This is a genomic window from Prosthecobacter debontii (assembly GCF_900167535.1).
GTDB lineage: Bacteria > Verrucomicrobiota > Verrucomicrobiia > Verrucomicrobiales > Verrucomicrobiaceae > Prosthecobacter > Prosthecobacter debontii.
In genome coordinates, this window is sequence record NZ_FUYE01000027.1 from 37697 (window position 1) to 52767 (window position 15071).

At 58.2% G+C, this 15071-nt stretch carries 15 protein-coding genes; 6 read left to right on the top strand and 9 right to left on the bottom strand.

Features of this window, described 5'->3' with window-relative positions:
* Positions 1 to 137 precede the first annotated feature (137 nt).
* From B5D61_RS24435 to B5D61_RS24470, 8 genes are all read right to left on the bottom strand, one after another.
* Positions 138 to 2387, bottom strand: coding sequence for a hypothetical protein (locus B5D61_RS24435; RefSeq protein WP_139373483.1), 2250 nt, complete (start codon positions 2385 to 2387; stop codon positions 138 to 140).
* Between the two features lie 169 nt (positions 2388 to 2556).
* Complete coding sequence (locus B5D61_RS24440; RefSeq protein WP_078816046.1) at positions 2557 to 3834, bottom strand: polysaccharide pyruvyl transferase family protein; 1278 nt, start codon at positions 3832 to 3834, stop codon at positions 2557 to 2559.
* 138 nt (positions 3835 to 3972) lie between these two features.
* Positions 3973 to 4416, bottom strand: coding sequence for a hypothetical protein (locus B5D61_RS24445; protein WP_078816047.1), 444 nt, complete (start codon positions 4414 to 4416; stop codon positions 3973 to 3975).
* Positions 4417 to 4424: 8 nt separating this feature from the next.
* A complete protein-coding gene (locus B5D61_RS24450) occupies positions 4425 to 4727 on the bottom strand; it encodes a hypothetical protein (protein ID WP_078816048.1) in 303 nt (100 codons plus the stop codon).
* Positions 4714 to 5292 (bottom strand): RNA polymerase sigma factor, encoded by a 579-nt coding sequence (locus B5D61_RS24455; protein WP_078816049.1) that lies wholly within the window; start codon positions 5290 to 5292, stop codon positions 4714 to 4716. The genes B5D61_RS24450 and B5D61_RS24455 overlap by 14 nt, the downstream gene beginning before the upstream one ends.
* 81 nt (positions 5293 to 5373) lie before the next feature.
* Complete coding sequence (locus B5D61_RS24460) at positions 5374 to 6039, bottom strand: hypothetical protein (protein WP_078816050.1); 666 nt, start codon at positions 6037 to 6039, stop codon at positions 5374 to 5376.
* A gap of 58 nt (positions 6040 to 6097) precedes the next feature.
* Entirely contained in the window at positions 6098 to 6595 is a 498-nt protein-coding gene (locus B5D61_RS24465) for a Spy/CpxP family protein refolding chaperone (RefSeq protein ID WP_078816051.1), read from the bottom strand.
* Positions 6596 to 6715: 120 nt separating this feature from the next.
* The gene (locus B5D61_RS24470; protein WP_078816052.1) at positions 6716 to 7096 is read right to left on the bottom strand and encodes a hypothetical protein; all 381 of its coding nucleotides are present in this window, start codon (positions 7094 to 7096) and stop codon (positions 6716 to 6718) included.
* 149 nt (positions 7097 to 7245) lie between these two features.
* On the opposite strand from B5D61_RS24470, the gene folD reads away from it, so the two are divergent.
* Positions 7246 to 8118, top strand: coding sequence for a bifunctional methylenetetrahydrofolate dehydrogenase/methenyltetrahydrofolate cyclohydrolase FolD (gene folD / locus B5D61_RS24475; RefSeq protein WP_078816053.1), 873 nt, complete (start codon positions 7246 to 7248; stop codon positions 8116 to 8118).
* A 63-nt stretch (positions 8119 to 8181) separates the two neighbouring features.
* On the opposite strand, the gene B5D61_RS24480 is transcribed toward folD, so the two are convergent.
* Complete coding sequence (locus B5D61_RS24480; RefSeq protein WP_078816054.1) at positions 8182 to 8475, bottom strand: hypothetical protein; 294 nt, start codon at positions 8473 to 8475, stop codon at positions 8182 to 8184.
* A gap of 250 nt (positions 8476 to 8725) precedes the next feature.
* Here B5D61_RS24480 and B5D61_RS24485 point away from each other — a divergent pair, with 250 nt between their 5' ends.
* The 5 genes from B5D61_RS24485 to B5D61_RS24505 all read left to right on the top strand — a co-directional run bounded on the left by B5D61_RS24485 (position 8726) and on the right by B5D61_RS24505 (position 14873).
* On the top strand, positions 8726 to 8986 hold the full coding sequence (locus tag B5D61_RS24485) for a helix-turn-helix domain-containing protein (protein ID WP_176159654.1): 261 nt from the start codon (positions 8726 to 8728) through the stop codon (positions 8984 to 8986).
* Between the two features lie 144 nt (positions 8987 to 9130).
* Positions 9131 to 10702, top strand: a complete 1572-nt coding sequence (locus B5D61_RS24490; protein ID WP_139373485.1) for a sialidase family protein — start codon at positions 9131 to 9133, stop codon at positions 10700 to 10702.
* A 100-nt stretch (positions 10703 to 10802) separates the two neighbouring features.
* Positions 10803 to 12011 (top strand): vWA domain-containing protein, encoded by a 1209-nt coding sequence (locus tag B5D61_RS24495; RefSeq protein WP_078816057.1) that lies wholly within the window; start codon positions 10803 to 10805, stop codon positions 12009 to 12011.
* Between the two features lie 94 nt (positions 12012 to 12105).
* The gene (locus tag B5D61_RS24500; protein WP_078816058.1) at positions 12106 to 12792 is read left to right on the top strand and encodes a response regulator transcription factor; all 687 of its coding nucleotides are present in this window, start codon (positions 12106 to 12108) and stop codon (positions 12790 to 12792) included.
* Between the two features lie 119 nt (positions 12793 to 12911).
* Positions 12912 to 14873, top strand: coding sequence for a sensor histidine kinase (locus B5D61_RS24505; protein ID WP_078816060.1), 1962 nt, complete (start codon positions 12912 to 12914; stop codon positions 14871 to 14873).
* Positions 14874 to 15071: the final 198 nt, after the last annotated feature.

Sequence of the window (15071 nt, forward strand, 5' to 3'; positions counted from 1 at the left end):
TTCGCGGGATCGACATCCTACCACCTGGACCCAGACCAGCAAGACTAACCCTTGAAGGGTGATATCCAACATCCGTCTTGGGCACGCTGAAAAGCGTGCTCCGTGAAAAACACCCATGCTGGAGTCTGGGATCTTCATCACCCCTCCGATGGCTTCACCAACCGCAGGATAAAAAAGCCCCCCACCAACACGGCCGCAAGAATGGCCCATTGAATCGAGCGATCGTTTTCATTGGCTGCTTCAAGGGATTCCTGAACCCGCTTCACCGCCGACTCGGCAGGCTTCGTCACCACAGCAGGCTCCAAGGCCTTGGCGGTGATCTTTCGGACCTCGATGTTCTTGACCCTTACCTTGGCTCCCCAAGGGATGTTGTAGGCCGTGAAACCGACAAAACCGCCTTCGTTCTCCACCTCCATTTTGCTGAGCGCGAAACGTTGAGCCATGGTTTTACCGTTCATGTCATAACTGATTTTTTGGCTAGCCATCTTGACGCTGAAAGGATTCACCGCTTGAAGCTTTAACCGCTGCTGCCGAGTGCTTTTGTCTGAAGAAACGCCATAGGCATGGGTGTAAGCGCTGCGGTCTTTAACGATGAAGGTCATGAATCGAACCCCACCCTCTGACCGCCCAACTCCATGCGGAAGCCAGCGGAGCAAGGGGCCGAACCCGCAGCTACCGTAAGAGAACTCGAGGTCTTCAGGCACGTCAAAAACCAGCTCGCCCCGCATCTCGAGATCGTCCTTCGTCGGCACCCGGAAAAAGAGGGTCACCCAGCGCTCATCCTGCCCGGTGAGAACCAAATCTCCGTTTTCGGCCTCCCAGTTCCCTCCCTCCGCGCCGAATTGTGAGAGGTGCTGCCGAGGCGTGATCTTCACCCAATCACCTTTGTTGAGACCTTCTTGAAACTCGAACAAATCTTTGCCGTCCTTGAAGTAATCCAGCGCTTCCGGAGACAGGGTCTTTTCATCCACCGCCATCAGGCGTTTGCGCATCTCTTCCAGGGTCGCTTCCGGCGGAGGTGTTGCCGCATGGCGCATGGCTTCTCCATACTCACCCAGTGTAGCCGCCACATCAGCGCGTAACATTTTTTCATGCTGAAGCATGGCTCCCAGATAATTCTGTGTGGTCCGATGCAGACGTGGGCCCGCCTGAGTCAGCGCCTCTTTCGCCAAAGGATAATCCCCAGCCAGCCAGGCACACATGGTTGCATTAGAGACCCGCATGGCCCGGGTCCAAGGTGGGGTCCCCGCCGTGTCTAAATAACCTCGGCTCATGAGGCTGACCGCTTCCTTCACGATCGGATGCCGGAAGACGGCTTCAGGCTGCTTCACCTCACTGACCACGTCCGCGCAGGCCACCATCAGGCGGCTGGGCACCGCCGTCTCAAACCGGCGTGTTTCCGCACAGGCCTTGCCAAAAGCCAGCATCAACTCATGACTGCCTAACCAACGTGGCCGATAAGCCCACAGGAGGGCCTTGTAGGCCGGCAGGTAATCGAACTGAGCACTGACGGCCCGATCAAACCACGCACGCAGCTCTGACAAATGCACTGACTCACCGAGACAGACCGTGATCATTTTTGTGGCCGCCTCAGGACGATCAGGCCGCAGCCGATTGGCCTTAGCCAGGACATCGCGGCCCCGTTTCAGGTGCTCGGCAAAGCCCCGCCACTGATCGTCATTCACTTCACGCGCCCAACTGCTGGAGCGTTTCATCCAGGCCAGCTTGACCTCACCCGCCCCCTCCAGCGTCAGCTTCGCCCACTCAGGCCAGGCACTGTCGGCAATGGCCTGCTGCCAACGCGTCACGTCATTGGGATCTTTGGGCGTGACCGCTTCCAGAAGATCCATCTGCTGGCGGATCATCACATTGACTTCGTCCTCCCCGTAGCTGCCATCTGTAACAGATCGGATCGCCTCATTGAAGAGCTCCTCGCTCTCTGACCCTGTGCAGCCCGGCTGCTCCATGACAAACGTGAGGAGCTGACAGTGACCTGCCGCATTCAATTCGTGAGAACGGGCTCTCGCTTTCTTCAAAGCCTCTTTGGCATCTCGCCAATTCAATCGCTCATCATACAGCGCCAGTGCTCCCAAGAAACAAAGCAGGGGATCATCGGCACCTTGATCGAGCAGGGCCTTAAAGCGCGGTGCCAAGGCTTTCAGACACTGGGTGGCATCTGCATACTCCAGCTCATACTGCTTATACGCCTCCTTCACCAGAGCGGTGGCTTCCTCCGCCCAGGGCGCAGTTTTCCAGCGCTCCTGAGCCGCTTGTAGAAGGGAGCGCTCCGCCCATGCCCGCATCTCTCGTTGATAATCTTTTTCCAGAAACGCTTTCGGGTCCTGGGGGATAGGGTCCACTTCAGGCACCGCTTCTTGAGCAGGCATGCCGTTTAGCCCCAACCAAAATAGTCCCAAGCCGAATACAAAATGTTTTGCCTGCATCATGGCACAATCACCATAGCTAGGCAGAACATCAACCGCCAAATGCACAAAGCCTGGCATCAAAATTCTGATACCAGGCTTCTGAGGCAGAGCGGTCTCGAATGGAGCCGCCTTATCCCACCACCTTCTTCACCACTTTCATGGTCTCGCTCTGGCGTTGATGCACGAAGTCCATGGCCTTTTTCACCTTGGCTAAGGCGGCGGGGTAATCGCGCTCATTTGCCATGACGACTTGGAAGACCTTCTCCGCCGGGACGGTATCGATCTCCAGCAGCCACTCCTTGAGGCCGATGTCCTCGAACATCCAGCACTTCAGCCCATGGAATTCGGAGAACCAATGGATGATCGGCGTGCCATTGGCCAGGGCGATGATCGGCGAGTGGGGTTCATGGCAGACCACGGTGTGAGCACGTGCAAAGATGGAGGCGGCTTCATCGGCATTCCAGAAATACTCCAGATTCACCACATGACTGCGGATCTCCTCAGGCAGGGGGTCGAAGATCAATCGTTTGTTATGCCCCATCTCCTTGATGGTCTCAGGCGCGATCAGCACCTTGTTGCCCGTGGCCTTCACCCACTTCGTGATCAGTTCACGGAAGCCTGCGGCACGACGTTCATCATCCTGCACCTGTTGCGGCGTGGGGTGCAGAGGATTCAGCTTCTCAGGGCGCGGATCATCGACGCCAGGGGCCTTGGGCGTGTTCGTGCGCAGTAGCACGGTGATGAATTTGCGATCTTCCAACCCCAGCTTCTTCATCGTGGCCAGACCGCGCTCTTCATCCCGCACATCGATGCCGAAACAGCCATCGGGAGCGAATTCCAACACGGGAGCTTTCACACCGGCCTCCTGCAGCATCTTCAGCGTGCGACTCTCGCGGGTGTAGATGAAGGAGGCCTCATTGAGGAATTGCATGTTTTCCTCGCCCTTTTCACCGCTCACCATGGTCTTAAAATACGACTGCCCATACATGCCATAGGGCTTGCCCACCTTACGGCAAAACTTGATCCAGGTGGTGTCCTGACCCATGCCGGAATTGCGGATGTAGAGGTCGCAGTTCTTGATGGCGTCTTGCAGTTCCACATCCTTCGCACTGCTGCCGAGCACGTTGCCTTGCAGGAATGTGACCTTGGGGAAACGGCGCTTGAGCATCTCTGTCACACGCTCATCCAGCTTCATGGCCCAGACCGTGACCTGTAGTTCTGGCAGGTGCTGCTCCAGAATGTGCAGAGTGCCGGGGGTGTGGCCGATGTCACCGATATTCACCGTATCCCAGGCGGACTGGAGGACGATGCGCTTCGGGCTGCCATCGGCAGCATAGAGAGAACCGCCCAGCGCGGCGGTGATGGCGGAGATGAAAGTGCGGCGACTGGTCATAGCAGGTTGGTCCATAAGTCAATGGAGAGTCAGCATTGGACAAGAAACGCTAACGCGCATGCTTTTTCCAAACTGTCTCCCCATTCACCGATTCCGTATCCCTCCCCGGCAATCTCTTTGTCGGTCCTGGTGAGGTTACCCACAGATCACCTCTCATTTCATCAGGCCCCAGGGACGCAGGCGCGTACCGGCGCGCGCGCGCAGTTCCGCACGCTTCTCCGGCGGCAGCCGCTGCTCGATGCGCTGCACGGTGTCTTCCACGATGTCCCGGCTGTCGCTCCGCAGCTTGAGCCTCAGGTCGCGAAAGCGTTGCACGGTCACGGCCAATTCGTCCTGCACGGCCTGCCGTTCCTCAGGGGTCAGCTGGAGCTCGGCAGCTATCTGATGCTCCATGCTGCTGGTGACGATCTCGATGGGGCTGTGCTCGCCCAACTCCCCGGCCCAGGCCCGATGGGCCAGCCCGCGCAGCAGCAGCAGGCCTCCCCCGATCCCGGAGGCGGCACCGAGCAGAAAGACCAGAAACAGAAGCACCAAGGCCCGTCCACGCGGCGGTGCCGCAGGAGAGGTCAGAGCAGGAGGCGGTGGAGTCGTGGTCATGGCGTCGATCAAAAACGGGCTAAGAAAGGTCCTTCCAAAGACCAGAGCAGGCTCAGTTCATTCAAAACAGGCAGCCCCTGCCAGCAAGCCCAGCCTGCCAGGGCCATGAGACAGGCCAGACCGGACTGGAGCCAACCGGCCCGGCTCAGGGAAAACAACTCGGTCCACAGCTCCGCCGGAGCCGAAACACGTGTCGGCTGAGGAGCCCGGATCTCCTGGAGAATGGCATGCCGGACATCCAGGTCCGCCGGAGCCGAAGCTTGGCGAGCCTGAGCGGTGAGATCCTTCCAGTCGCGTTTAGGGGAGTTCATAACCGTGGCGTTTTAACAGGGTTTGCAGTCTTTGACGGGCACGAAAGGCTTTTACTTTGGCATTGATGCGACTCCAGCCAAAATGCTGGGCGATTTCCGCCAGCGGCATCTGCTCCAGATGCAGCAGGGTGAGCAGGGCACGATCCTCGGGAGGCAAATGCGAGAGGATGAACTGCGCCTCCTCCAGCGCACCCTGGGCGGCATCGGGCGTCTCTGCGGGCAGATCGTCCAGAGGATCACGCCCTTCGGCGCTGGGCTCTTGCAAGCGAGAGAAGGGAGAGTGCTGCCGCCGCCGATAAAACTCCAGCCCCGTGCGCACCGCGATGCGCTTGAGCCAATGGGCAAAGGGCCGCTCCGGCTGCCACTCCGGCAACGCACGCCAAGCCTTCACAAAGGTCTCCTGCACGAGATCCTCAAGATCCGCTCGGGCGGGAGAGAAGCGATGCAGGAGGGCACTCATGAGGGACTGATAACGGCGAATGATTTCATCAAAGGCCTCCATATCGCCCGCCTGAGCCGCACGGACGAGCGGCAGGTCAGGATCAGGCGCGGGGGCGGTGAACATAGAGTCAAGGCGAAGGCGGAGGAACCCCAAAGGCCCCTCCGCATTTTCAGCATAACCAAGGAAGCGACAAGTGACGAAGGATCAAGGCAGCTCCGATAGGGTGGATAGCTTCGCCGAGCCGATGGAGATGCTGCCTTTGAGCAACTCAGCGCCAGACTCCCCTTCCCCACCGCCGGTGAAGTTGAACTTCGAACTCACGGTGTCCACGAGATACGTGCTGCCCTGCACTTTGACCGTGAGGCTGCGGATGCCGTTGCTGGCAAAACCACTCACAGATAAACCACGAACCTGAGCCGAAGCCAATGCCAATTCGGTCAGCGCGGAGTAGGTAGCCCCACCCGGATGCTGAGTCTGCGTGCCGGTCTGCAAACCGACACTGTAGGTGGGAAGCGTGACCAGATCCTCCGGCACCGGCACGGGGATGATGCCGCTCTTGCTGGCATAGATGCCGCCCTGCTGCTGGGCATCCATGAGGTAAACCAAGGACCAGCCCGAGGTGCTGCCATCCAGCAAAGTGCGAGTGCTCATCTCCGCCAGGATTTCCCGATTTGTGAACGGTTTCACCGTGACGCCGAGACGTGTGACCTCCGCACCTCCGCGCAGGCTTCGGGTGGTTTCGGTGCCTTGGGTGGTGACGGCGGCCACCACCGCCACTTTACTCTCCAGCACATAGTTTTGAGCCTGGCTAAGCGAGGTGCCAAAGGTCAGAAAGCCGACCGAGGCCAAAAGTAGGGTCCATGTTTTCATAAACGAGTGTCTGTTGATCGATGAGAAGTTCTTTTTGTTAGTCCGAGTCCAGTTGACCTCAGTGAGCGGCGCTCATCGCCTCATCCACCAGGGTTTCGATCTCCGCCCGCGCTGTCTCCAGACGCTTGATTTGGTCGTCTGTCAGCAGGGGGCGCACCTCCACCGCCACACGCGCCATCAGCAGGGCACGATCCCGGGCTAGGTCGCCCAGCTTTTGCGCCGCCTCGCGGGTCTGCGACGCCTCAGGCCCATGGGCCTTCACCGCCGCAGCATAGGCTTTGCGAGCTTCGCGTCCACGCTCCACCAAAGCGCGGGTTTCTGGACGATGCGTCTCCAGCACCGTTTTCAGTTGCTGCCGCTGCTCATCACTGAGCGGGGTTTCCTTGCGGAAATTCAGCAGATGACGAGCGGCCGTGCGCACGACCTCGCGCACCGATTCACGGGTGGCATCTGGTAAAATGCCTTCACCAAGATCGCGCATGGCACCGATTTTAGGCAACGCCAGCGCAGGTAAGGACAAGGCGGCGAGAGAGAGAATGAGGATGAATTTTTTCATGATCTGAGATTAACGTGAAGTTTAAAAGGGTATAAACATGGCTCCCTGCCCCCTCACCTAACCTCTCCCCAAAGGGGAGAGGGATGGCCATTGAAAGGAGATGGGAAGCCGGAGAGGGGTTCAGGGACGGGCGGTGGTTTTCGTCACACTTTTGGTTTGTCCCTGAGGCCCTGTGGCACTGCGCGTGGCGGTGCGGGTGCCATTGCTGTAGGTCACACCGCCTTGGGTGCTCACGGTCTGGCCCTGAGGCCCGGTGTAGAGGCCTGTGGTGGAGCGATTGCCCGCCGTGCCAGTGACTTGGCGGCTGGCGGTGGCCGTTTGGCCATGGGGACCGGTGGTGCTGGCGGTGCGGCTGGCAGCACCGGGGACGACGTAGCCACTGACCTGACGGGTGGCGACTCCGCGACCACTCACCAGCGTGGTGGTGCGGCCAAAGTCACGGGCACTGACGCTGAGTGTGGAGGCGATGCCAAGGGCAAGGATGAGGACGGACGTTTTCATAGCGATTCGAGTTCGAGATGGATGAGGGTTTCTTTTTCCACGAAGACGGTGACCGCCTTCAGAAACCCGAATGCCGGGAAGCCCGGTCCGGTTACAGAAAGTTTTTTCGTCGCCGTTGACTCCCCCCCTGCCCTGCGTCACCAAGGGAGATGCAATTGATCTCTGGCCCCGCTGTCGCTGAAAAAGTCCTGGAAGAATGCCGCCGTGACATCGCCGAACTGGCGAAGGTGGGGAAGAAGCCAGGTCTGGCCGTGGTGCTGGTGGGAGATGATCCCGCCTCGCGCGCCTACGTCCGCTCCAAGGACAAAAAATGCCGTGAACTGGGCCTGCACTCCGTGAAGCTGGAGCTGCCCGCCACCACGACTCAGGAAGAGCTGCTGGCCGAGGTGGAGAAGCTGAACAACGACCCGGCCATCCACGGCATCCTAGTGCAGAGCCCCCCCCCACCGCACATCGATGAAGCCGCTATCGTGCGCGCCATCGATCCGGCCAAAGACGTGGACGGCTTCCACCCCGTGAACGTGGCCAAGCTGGCTCTGGAAGACTCCACCGGCTTCGTCCCCTGCACTCCGCTAGGTTGCCAGCGTCTGCTCATCGATGCTGGGATCGAGACCAAAGGGGCCAACGTCGTGGTCCTGGGCCGCAGCATGATCGTGGGTAAGCCCATGGCCCTGCTGCTGATGGCCAAAGGCATCGGCGGAGATGCCACCGTCACCGTGGCTCACTCCCGCACTAAGGATCTGCCCTCCATCACCCGACAGGCGGACATCCTCATCGCCGCCATCGGGCGCCCGGAATTTGTCAAAGCCGAGCACGTTAAAGAAGGGGCCGTCGTCATTGATGTGGGGATCAACCGCGTGGAAGCTCCAGGCACCGAAAAGGGTTACAAGCTCGTCGGCGATGTGGCCTTCGATGAAGTGGCCCCCAAGTGCCAAGCCATCACTCCCGTTCCTGGGGGCGTCGGCCCCATGACCATCGCCATGCTCATGGCCAATACCGTGAAGGCCTGCAAGCAGGCGTGAAGGAGAGGAATCCGTAAGCCGTGGTCCGTTTTTAGTCTTCCGTGATCGGTCGTGAAGGGCGGATCACTGGAGGTTGGATTTTTCCGCAGAGAGGCGGTGAGGCTGAGGTGGCAGATGAGTGCCCCATCTCATATGCCATTGTTCACTATAGAGCAGCCTATTTCGGCGAGTATTAATTTCAAACCGCTTGAGCAGCACTGTCAAAGCTACAGCAAATCCAGCCCCATAGGTTTTAGCTAACTCTGCAGGGGCAAGGACAGCCACAACGACAAAGCTAAAGACGAATAAGATAGCCGCCAAACCGAGGATCGTCTTCCATGCATTAGGGCCAAAGAATACTTCAAAAAACTTTTTCATACGCACATATTTTGAAGTTCGGTAGCGGATATCGCAAAGAGGGGAGGGAATGAGATTTGAAGTCTGCAACAGATTTTCATGTGGCGGCGGTGGGTCGGAAATCCCCTCAGCGGCAGTAGCGGAATTTTGGGGACCGTCGTTCGCACCTACAGCCGACGCTTGTCCGGTCGGTTGTTACGGTCTGAAAATTGCCTAGAGCATATTAAATAATTCTATAACGGAACGAGAGGGAGTGTGAGATAGTCTGAGCGTGGCCACTCTTTCTCTGGATTTACGTGAACGTATCGTCAAAGCCTATGATCAAGGCGAGGGCACTCAACCCGAGATCGCTCGCCGCTTCGATGTGTCTTTAGGCATGGTCAAAAAGCTTCTCCTGCAACGCCGCAAGACCGGCTGTATCAAAGCACGTCATCATCGCGCCGGACGCAAGAAAACCATTGTCGCCGAGCATCGCATCGCCATCCGCCAACAAAACCGCACCATGCCGATGCCAACCCTGCATAAGACTTAAAGTCATGCAACCAATCACCAGTATGGAATCCATAGTTAAAAATTCGCACTCAGTTACAGGGCATTAGGGAACATCGCAGATTCTCAGCCTGCGGAAAATGATCCCGATAGAGAGTCACATCCCGCTGCGTCATTTTGACCCACCATGAAAAACAGCCTTCTCTGTGCAGCCCTTTTGACCGCCACTGTCTCCTGCTTTGGAGAGAGCTCATCACTCTCGCCCACCGGTGAACACCATCAAGCCGACTCGATCTGCCTGACTGCCAATCAACTGTCCATCGCGACCGGTCAGCCGTCGTTGGTGCTCATGTCCAGCGGCTCCGTGCACATTCCGGTCTGGTCTTTGTCAGGGGGTACCGTTGGGCAATCCGTTGCGGGTCTTGTCACCCTCCCCCGTCAATGTGAGGCGGTGAAGGTCGAGATCGTGGTGACCACGAATGATCCGACCACCGGCCCTAACTTTGAAGATGTTTATCGAGTTCACCTCTCTCAGTTGGTGGATCATGCACCCGTGATGGATCGTTACCATCAAGGCATGCCCGTGCGGACCGCGCTTCCCGCCGCACCACTTCAGACCCGGACCATCCTGCTGGAGTCCTGCTATGAGGTGGTGCCCGATGCACCTCTCTGGCTGCGCATTCAGCGTGAGCCGGGAGATCCAGCCGATACCTTCATCAAACCCGCCGGACTCATCATGGTCAAGGTGACGCCAGTAGAAGCTCCCGCCAAGGTTCATGTCGTGCAGGATGTTCCTGGCTATAACTCCTGGCCCATGATGCAGGCCATCGGCAACAAGTTGGTCTGCGTTTACACGCGTGGCCAAGGGCACACGATTGGGGAAGACGCCCGTGCGGTTTATGCCCGCACCTCCACGGATGGCGGCAAAACCTGGACCGATGAAACCGTCGTCGCCAACACACCTGGCTATGGCGAGGTGCCCACCGGTAAGGGCCTGGATGCGGATGGCACGATGCTTCTCTGGGTACGGCGTGTGGGTAAGCCGTGGCAGCACGATCTCTACCGCACCACGGATGGCGTGACTTTCACCCTCGTAGCGACTCCGAAGCTCGAGGTCAATCCCATGCAGATCACCGATGTCTTCGAGGTCCCCACCGTCGGTCTCATGGCCCTGTGGTTCGCCGGGGATTACGGAGATAAGCCGACCAATTCCTGGGGCACCCTGACCAGCGGTGATAACGGCGCCACCTGGACGCAAACGCCCATCGAGACTGGCCTGCTCCGAGGCGACTGGCCGACCGAGCCCGCCGCCGTCTATCTGGGAGATGGCAAGATCCTCTGCATTGCGCGCACCGAACTCGGCGGCACCACCACCGAGCGCGCTCAGTTTCAGATCACTTCCACAGACTACGGCAAGACCTGGACACGCACGCGCACCAACATCGGCGATGTCTCCGCCTCCACCCCCAGCCTCGTCCTGGATGCTGAAACCGGACTGCTGAGCAACTATTACTATCACCGTGGCGCAGGCATTCTGCGTCGAAGGGTGGTGAATCCTAACCAAGTGTTTAACAGTCACCTCGCTTGGCCACCTTCCGAAGTGGTCGCACTTGGCAGTAAAGTGACCTTTGATGCTGGCAATGTGAACGCCACATTCATCAAGGGCATGCACTACTTGTCTTTTTACTACGGCAAGGCCCCCCAAACCTCCGTGCTGGTTTCAGAAGTGCCTGCACCAACTCCAGACAAGGCACCTTGACGCAGCTTCCTTGGGTCCGATATCTGGGAGGATAAAACGGGTATCGTTTTACACACGCTTTACAGACGCCGAGAAGTCTGTCGGTGAGGCTGGGGGTGCCATGAAAGCACTTACCCTTCCTTCTTTCTTTCGCCCCGCTTGCCTCAGCCTGCTGAGCAGCGTTGCACTGGCCACTCAAGCCACCGCCGCTGAGGGCACCGTCACCGTGACCATCACGGAAAAAGACAAGTCTCAGACCATCATCGAGACCAAACCCGTGACCGACCAGGAGGCCTTGGTTCAAATTGCCATCCTCCTGGATACCAGCAGCAGCATGAATGGCCTCATTGAGCAAGCCAAGACCCAGCTCTGGAAAATCGTCAATGAATTCAACGACGCCAAGCAGGGCGACAAAACCCCGGTCGTGCAGGTAGCTCTATATGAATACGGTAACAATGGGCTGAGTGTCGGCAGCAACTACATCCGCCAGGTGCTGCCCTTCACGCGCGATCTCGATAAGGTCTCCGAGCAGCTTTTCAAACTCACCACCAATGGTGGAGATGAATACTGCGGCGCCGTCATTCGCGAGGCTCTGGACAAACTGGCTTGGGACAAAGATGGTCAGGTTTACAAGGCCATCTTCATCGCTGGGAATGAGCCCTTCACCCAAGGACCGGTGAACTCGCAAGACGCCTGTAAAGCCGCCATCCAGAAAGGCGTCGTCGTCAACACCATCCATTGCGGCAATCAGGGGGATGGCGAAAACGGCGGCTGGCGCACCGGAGCCGCGTTGGCGGAAGGTCGCTTCCTGACCATTGATCAAGATAAAGCCATCGTTCACATCGAAGCTCCGCAGGATAAAGAAATCACTCAACTGAGCATCGAGCTGAACAAGACCTACATCATGTATGGAAAAGATGGCCACCGAGGAGCCTCCAATCAGGTTGCCCAGGACAGCAACGCAAGCTTCTATGAAAAAGCCGGAGCCGCTGTGCAGCGGGCCCTGACCAAAGCCAGCTCTAACTATAGCAACACAGGCTGGGATCTGGTGGATGCGAACAAAAAAGCTGGCGTTAAACTGGACAAAATCCCCGAAGCCGAGCTGCCAATCGAACTCAAAGATCTGGCACCCGAGAAGCGTCAGGCCTACCTGGATGCAAAGGCCGCCGAGCGCGAAAAGATCCAAACTCAGATCAACAAGCTCAATGAAGAGCGTCAGAAATATGTGGCTGAAAAAGCCAAAGAAAGTGGCGCTGACGACACCCTTGACAAAGCCATGGTGAAAGCGGTGCGTGAACAGGCCGCCAAGAAGGCCATCACGTTTAAGTGATCGTCATAGCCAAACCTTCGCTTCGTTCTTGAATGTGTCCCATCAGTCTTATAGGACTCATGGGACACAATCGTCTCCTTTCGAATCACCGCCCATGTCCACGATCCTGGTTGTTGAAGATGACAGCGCCATCCGGCGTGGTGTGTGTGATGCCTTGCGGTTCTCGGGCTACGAAGTCCTCGAAGCTGCGGAGGGAGGCTCTGGCATGGAGCAGGCTCAGAAGGCTTCCTTTGATCTCATGCTGCTGGACCTTGTGCTGCCCAACTACAACGGCTTCGAGATCCTGCGTGCCTTGCGCGATCATCGTCCCGGCACCCCTGTGATCATTCTCTCAGCACGAGGCGAGGAGGCGGATCGAGTGAAAGGCTTAAAGTTAGGCGCGGATGACTATGTGGTGAAACCCTTCAGCGTGCGCGAACTGCTGGCACGCGTGGAGGCCGTTTTACGCCGATCCCCTGAACGTCCCAAGCCTGTTCAGCAGATCCCCTTTCCTTCAGGTGTCGCTGACATCGAACGCATGGAACTCCGCTACCATGACGGTGGACGTGAAGAACTCTCGGATCGCGAATGCGGGCTCATCGAATACCTCGCCGCTCATCGGGGTCGCGCCATCTCACGCGAGGAACTTCTCCGCCGCGTCTGGCGCATCGAACCGCGTCAGATGGAGACCCGCACCATTGACATGCACATCGCCAATCTCCGCGCCAAGCTCAAAGACAACGGCAGCGAACCCAAGTTCCTGCTCACCGTCCGAGGCAAGGGCTATATGTTGAGCCAGTGACAATACAGTGATCAGTTTTCAGTAAACAGTATTCAATCATCCCCCACGTGTCCGATATGACCTTCATGAACACTGAACACTGAACACTGAACACTGCTTACTGAACTCCACCTCCTCCCATGCGCCCTTTCCTCCGCTGGTTTCTCTTCACCCTCTGCCTCCTGGTTTTCACCGGAGCGATGGTGTGGATCAGCCTACGCATGCTGGATCTGGAGCATCAGCGCCAGCTCACGGCTGAGGATGCCCAGGTGCAGGAAAAGGTGCGGCTCGCGCTCTGGCGTATGGATTCCCTGGCCAGTGCGCTGTTGATCCGGGAAAACTCACGCCCAGCCTATCACTATCAGGCCTTCTATGCGCCCGATGATTTGTTTGCCAGCAAGACCGAGAGCATCCCCAAAGGGCAAGCCCTCATGCCTTCGCCACTGTTTGGGAATCTTCCCGATCTGGTGAAGCTGCACTTTGAGTTGCCCACCACCCAGGTCTCCCTCACCAGCCCTCAGGCCCCGAGCGGCGCGCAGCGCGAACTCGCCACGAGCTGGTATGTGCTCAATTCCCAAGCCAACCGAGACACCCAACAGAATCTGACCACTCTGGAGACTCTATTCAAAAGGCATCCCGAGGTGAAGCAAGCCACGGCCCAGACCAGCACCCAGCTCATCCAGATCAAACCCACGACGCCAGCCGCGCCAGAGGCAGAAAAGGCCAAGGCTGTCATGAGTAAGGACGACAAATTGGATGTGCAAAGTGTCGCCAATTCCATCGAACAAACACAGCGCTCCGCCATCGTCACCAGCAATGTCTCGGCTCAGGAAAAGCAACGCTATCAACCCCCTCTAAAGAAGGTCGCACCACCACCTTCCAAGGTCGCCGAGGTCGCCACGTCCACTTTGGCAGAAAGCTCTACTTCCGAAGCCGAAACTCGCTCACCCCTGGACATCATCACCAGCCGATATCGCAGTCAAAAATCAGACTCCGGCACGCCCTCTGCAGACAAAACACAACGGCAGTCGCTCCCATCCCTGGCAGGAGATCTGCAAGCGGTCTGGCTGGAGAATGAACTGCTGCTGCTGCGCACCGCCACACTCGAAGGCCAAAATCGTTTGCAAGGTGTTTGGTTAGACTGGGAGCAACTGCAAACCCGTCTGCTCGATAGCGTGCGCGACCTTCTGCCTGAGGCGCGCTTGCAGTCCATCAGCCCCTCCGCTGCACGCACCGATGCGCTGGCTCTCGTCACGCTCCCAGTCAAACTGTTCACGGGGCGGGTCCCTGTTTCGCCCGCCGACCTCGGCTCGGCCCTGAAACCCACACTCGCCATCGCTTGGCTCTGTTTGATTGCCGCCTCCCTTGCCATCGCCTTCGTGCTGCATCGGGCCGTGCGCCTCAGTGAACGACGCGGTGCCTTTGTCTCGGCGGTCACACATGAGCTACGCACGCCTCTGACCACCTTCCGCCTGTATTCAGAGATGCTGGCCGATGACATGGTGCCCGATGCCACTCAGCGTCGCAGTTATCTGCAAACCCTCTGCGATGAATCCACCCGCCTCATGCATCTGGTGGAAAACGTGCTCGCTTACTCGCGCATTGAGCGCGGTCGCACGGCGGGGCGAATGGAAACCATTCAAGTGGAAAGTTTGTTAGACCGTATCCTCCCGCGCCTGCGTCAACGTGCGGATCAGGTGGATCTCCAGATCAATCTCCAAGCCGAACCCTCAGCCCTCGCCTCCGACGTGCGTGTGGATGCTATGGCCGTTGAACAGATCCTCTTCAACCTCACCGACAACGCCAGTAAATACGCCGCCCCGGATTGCCAGTCCCGCGCACTCGATCTCCAGGTGCATCGCCTGGGGGACCGCATCAGCTTCACCCTGCGCGATTACGGACCCGGCTTGCCGAAGGCCCAAAAGAAACGTCTGTTCCAGCCCTTCAGCAAATCCGCCACTGAGGCCGCCCACAGCGCTCCAGGCGTGGGTCTGGGTTTGGCGCTCAGCCGCCGTTTGGCCCGCGAGTTGGGCGGTGATCTGGTGCATCAAAAGACCGACGGGCGCGGTGCATCCTTCCAACTGATCGTGAAGGTCGCTTGAGAGAGGGCTGTGCAGTCGCGACAGCGTCCCGAAGTGCGGTGGCAGAGAGGCAAGAGCATAGCCCTTTCCTCGACGACACCGCTTTCGTCGGAATGTGGCCACCCTAGAGCATATTAAATAATTCTATAGCGTAACAAGAGGGAGTGTGAGATAGTCTGAGCATGGCCACTCTTTCTCTGGATTTACGTGAACGTATCG

Excerpts from the sequence above, each read along its gene's own strand:
- B5D61_RS24435 (WP_139373483.1), bottom strand. The coding sequence starts at position 2,387 with ATGCCTGCTCAAGAAGCGGTGCCTGAAGTGGACCCTATCCCCCAGGAC.
- B5D61_RS24440 (WP_078816046.1), bottom strand. The coding sequence starts at position 3,834 with ATGGACCAACCTGCTATGACCAGTCGCCGCACTTTCATCTCCGCCATC.
- B5D61_RS24445 (WP_078816047.1), bottom strand. The coding sequence starts at position 4,416 with ATGACCACGACTCCACCGCCTCCTGCTCTGACCTCTCCTGCGGCACCG.
- B5D61_RS24450 (WP_078816048.1), bottom strand. The coding sequence starts at position 4,727 with ATGAACTCCCCTAAACGCGACTGGAAGGATCTCACCGCTCAGGCTCGC.
- B5D61_RS24455 (WP_078816049.1), bottom strand. The coding sequence starts at position 5,292 with ATGTTCACCGCCCCCGCGCCTGATCCTGACCTGCCGCTCGTCCGTGCG.
- B5D61_RS24460 (WP_078816050.1), bottom strand. The coding sequence starts at position 6,039 with ATGAAAACATGGACCCTACTTTTGGCCTCGGTCGGCTTTCTGACCTTT.
- B5D61_RS24465 (WP_078816051.1), bottom strand. The coding sequence starts at position 6,595 with ATGAAAAAATTCATCCTCATTCTCTCTCTCGCCGCCTTGTCCTTACCT.
- B5D61_RS24470 (WP_078816052.1), bottom strand. The coding sequence starts at position 7,096 with ATGAAAACGTCCGTCCTCATCCTTGCCCTTGGCATCGCCTCCACACTC.
- folD (WP_078816053.1), top strand. The coding sequence starts at position 7,246 with ATGCAATTGATCTCTGGCCCCGCTGTCGCTGAAAAAGTCCTGGAAGAA.
- B5D61_RS24480 (WP_078816054.1), bottom strand. The coding sequence starts at position 8,475 with ATGAAAAAGTTTTTTGAAGTATTCTTTGGCCCTAATGCATGGAAGACG.
- B5D61_RS24490 (WP_139373485.1), top strand. The coding sequence starts at position 9,131 with ATGAAAAACAGCCTTCTCTGTGCAGCCCTTTTGACCGCCACTGTCTCC.
- B5D61_RS24495 (WP_078816057.1), top strand. The coding sequence starts at position 10,803 with ATGAAAGCACTTACCCTTCCTTCTTTCTTTCGCCCCGCTTGCCTCAGC.
- B5D61_RS24500 (WP_078816058.1), top strand. The coding sequence starts at position 12,106 with ATGTCCACGATCCTGGTTGTTGAAGATGACAGCGCCATCCGGCGTGGT.
- B5D61_RS24505 (WP_078816060.1), top strand. The coding sequence starts at position 12,912 with ATGCGCCCTTTCCTCCGCTGGTTTCTCTTCACCCTCTGCCTCCTGGTT.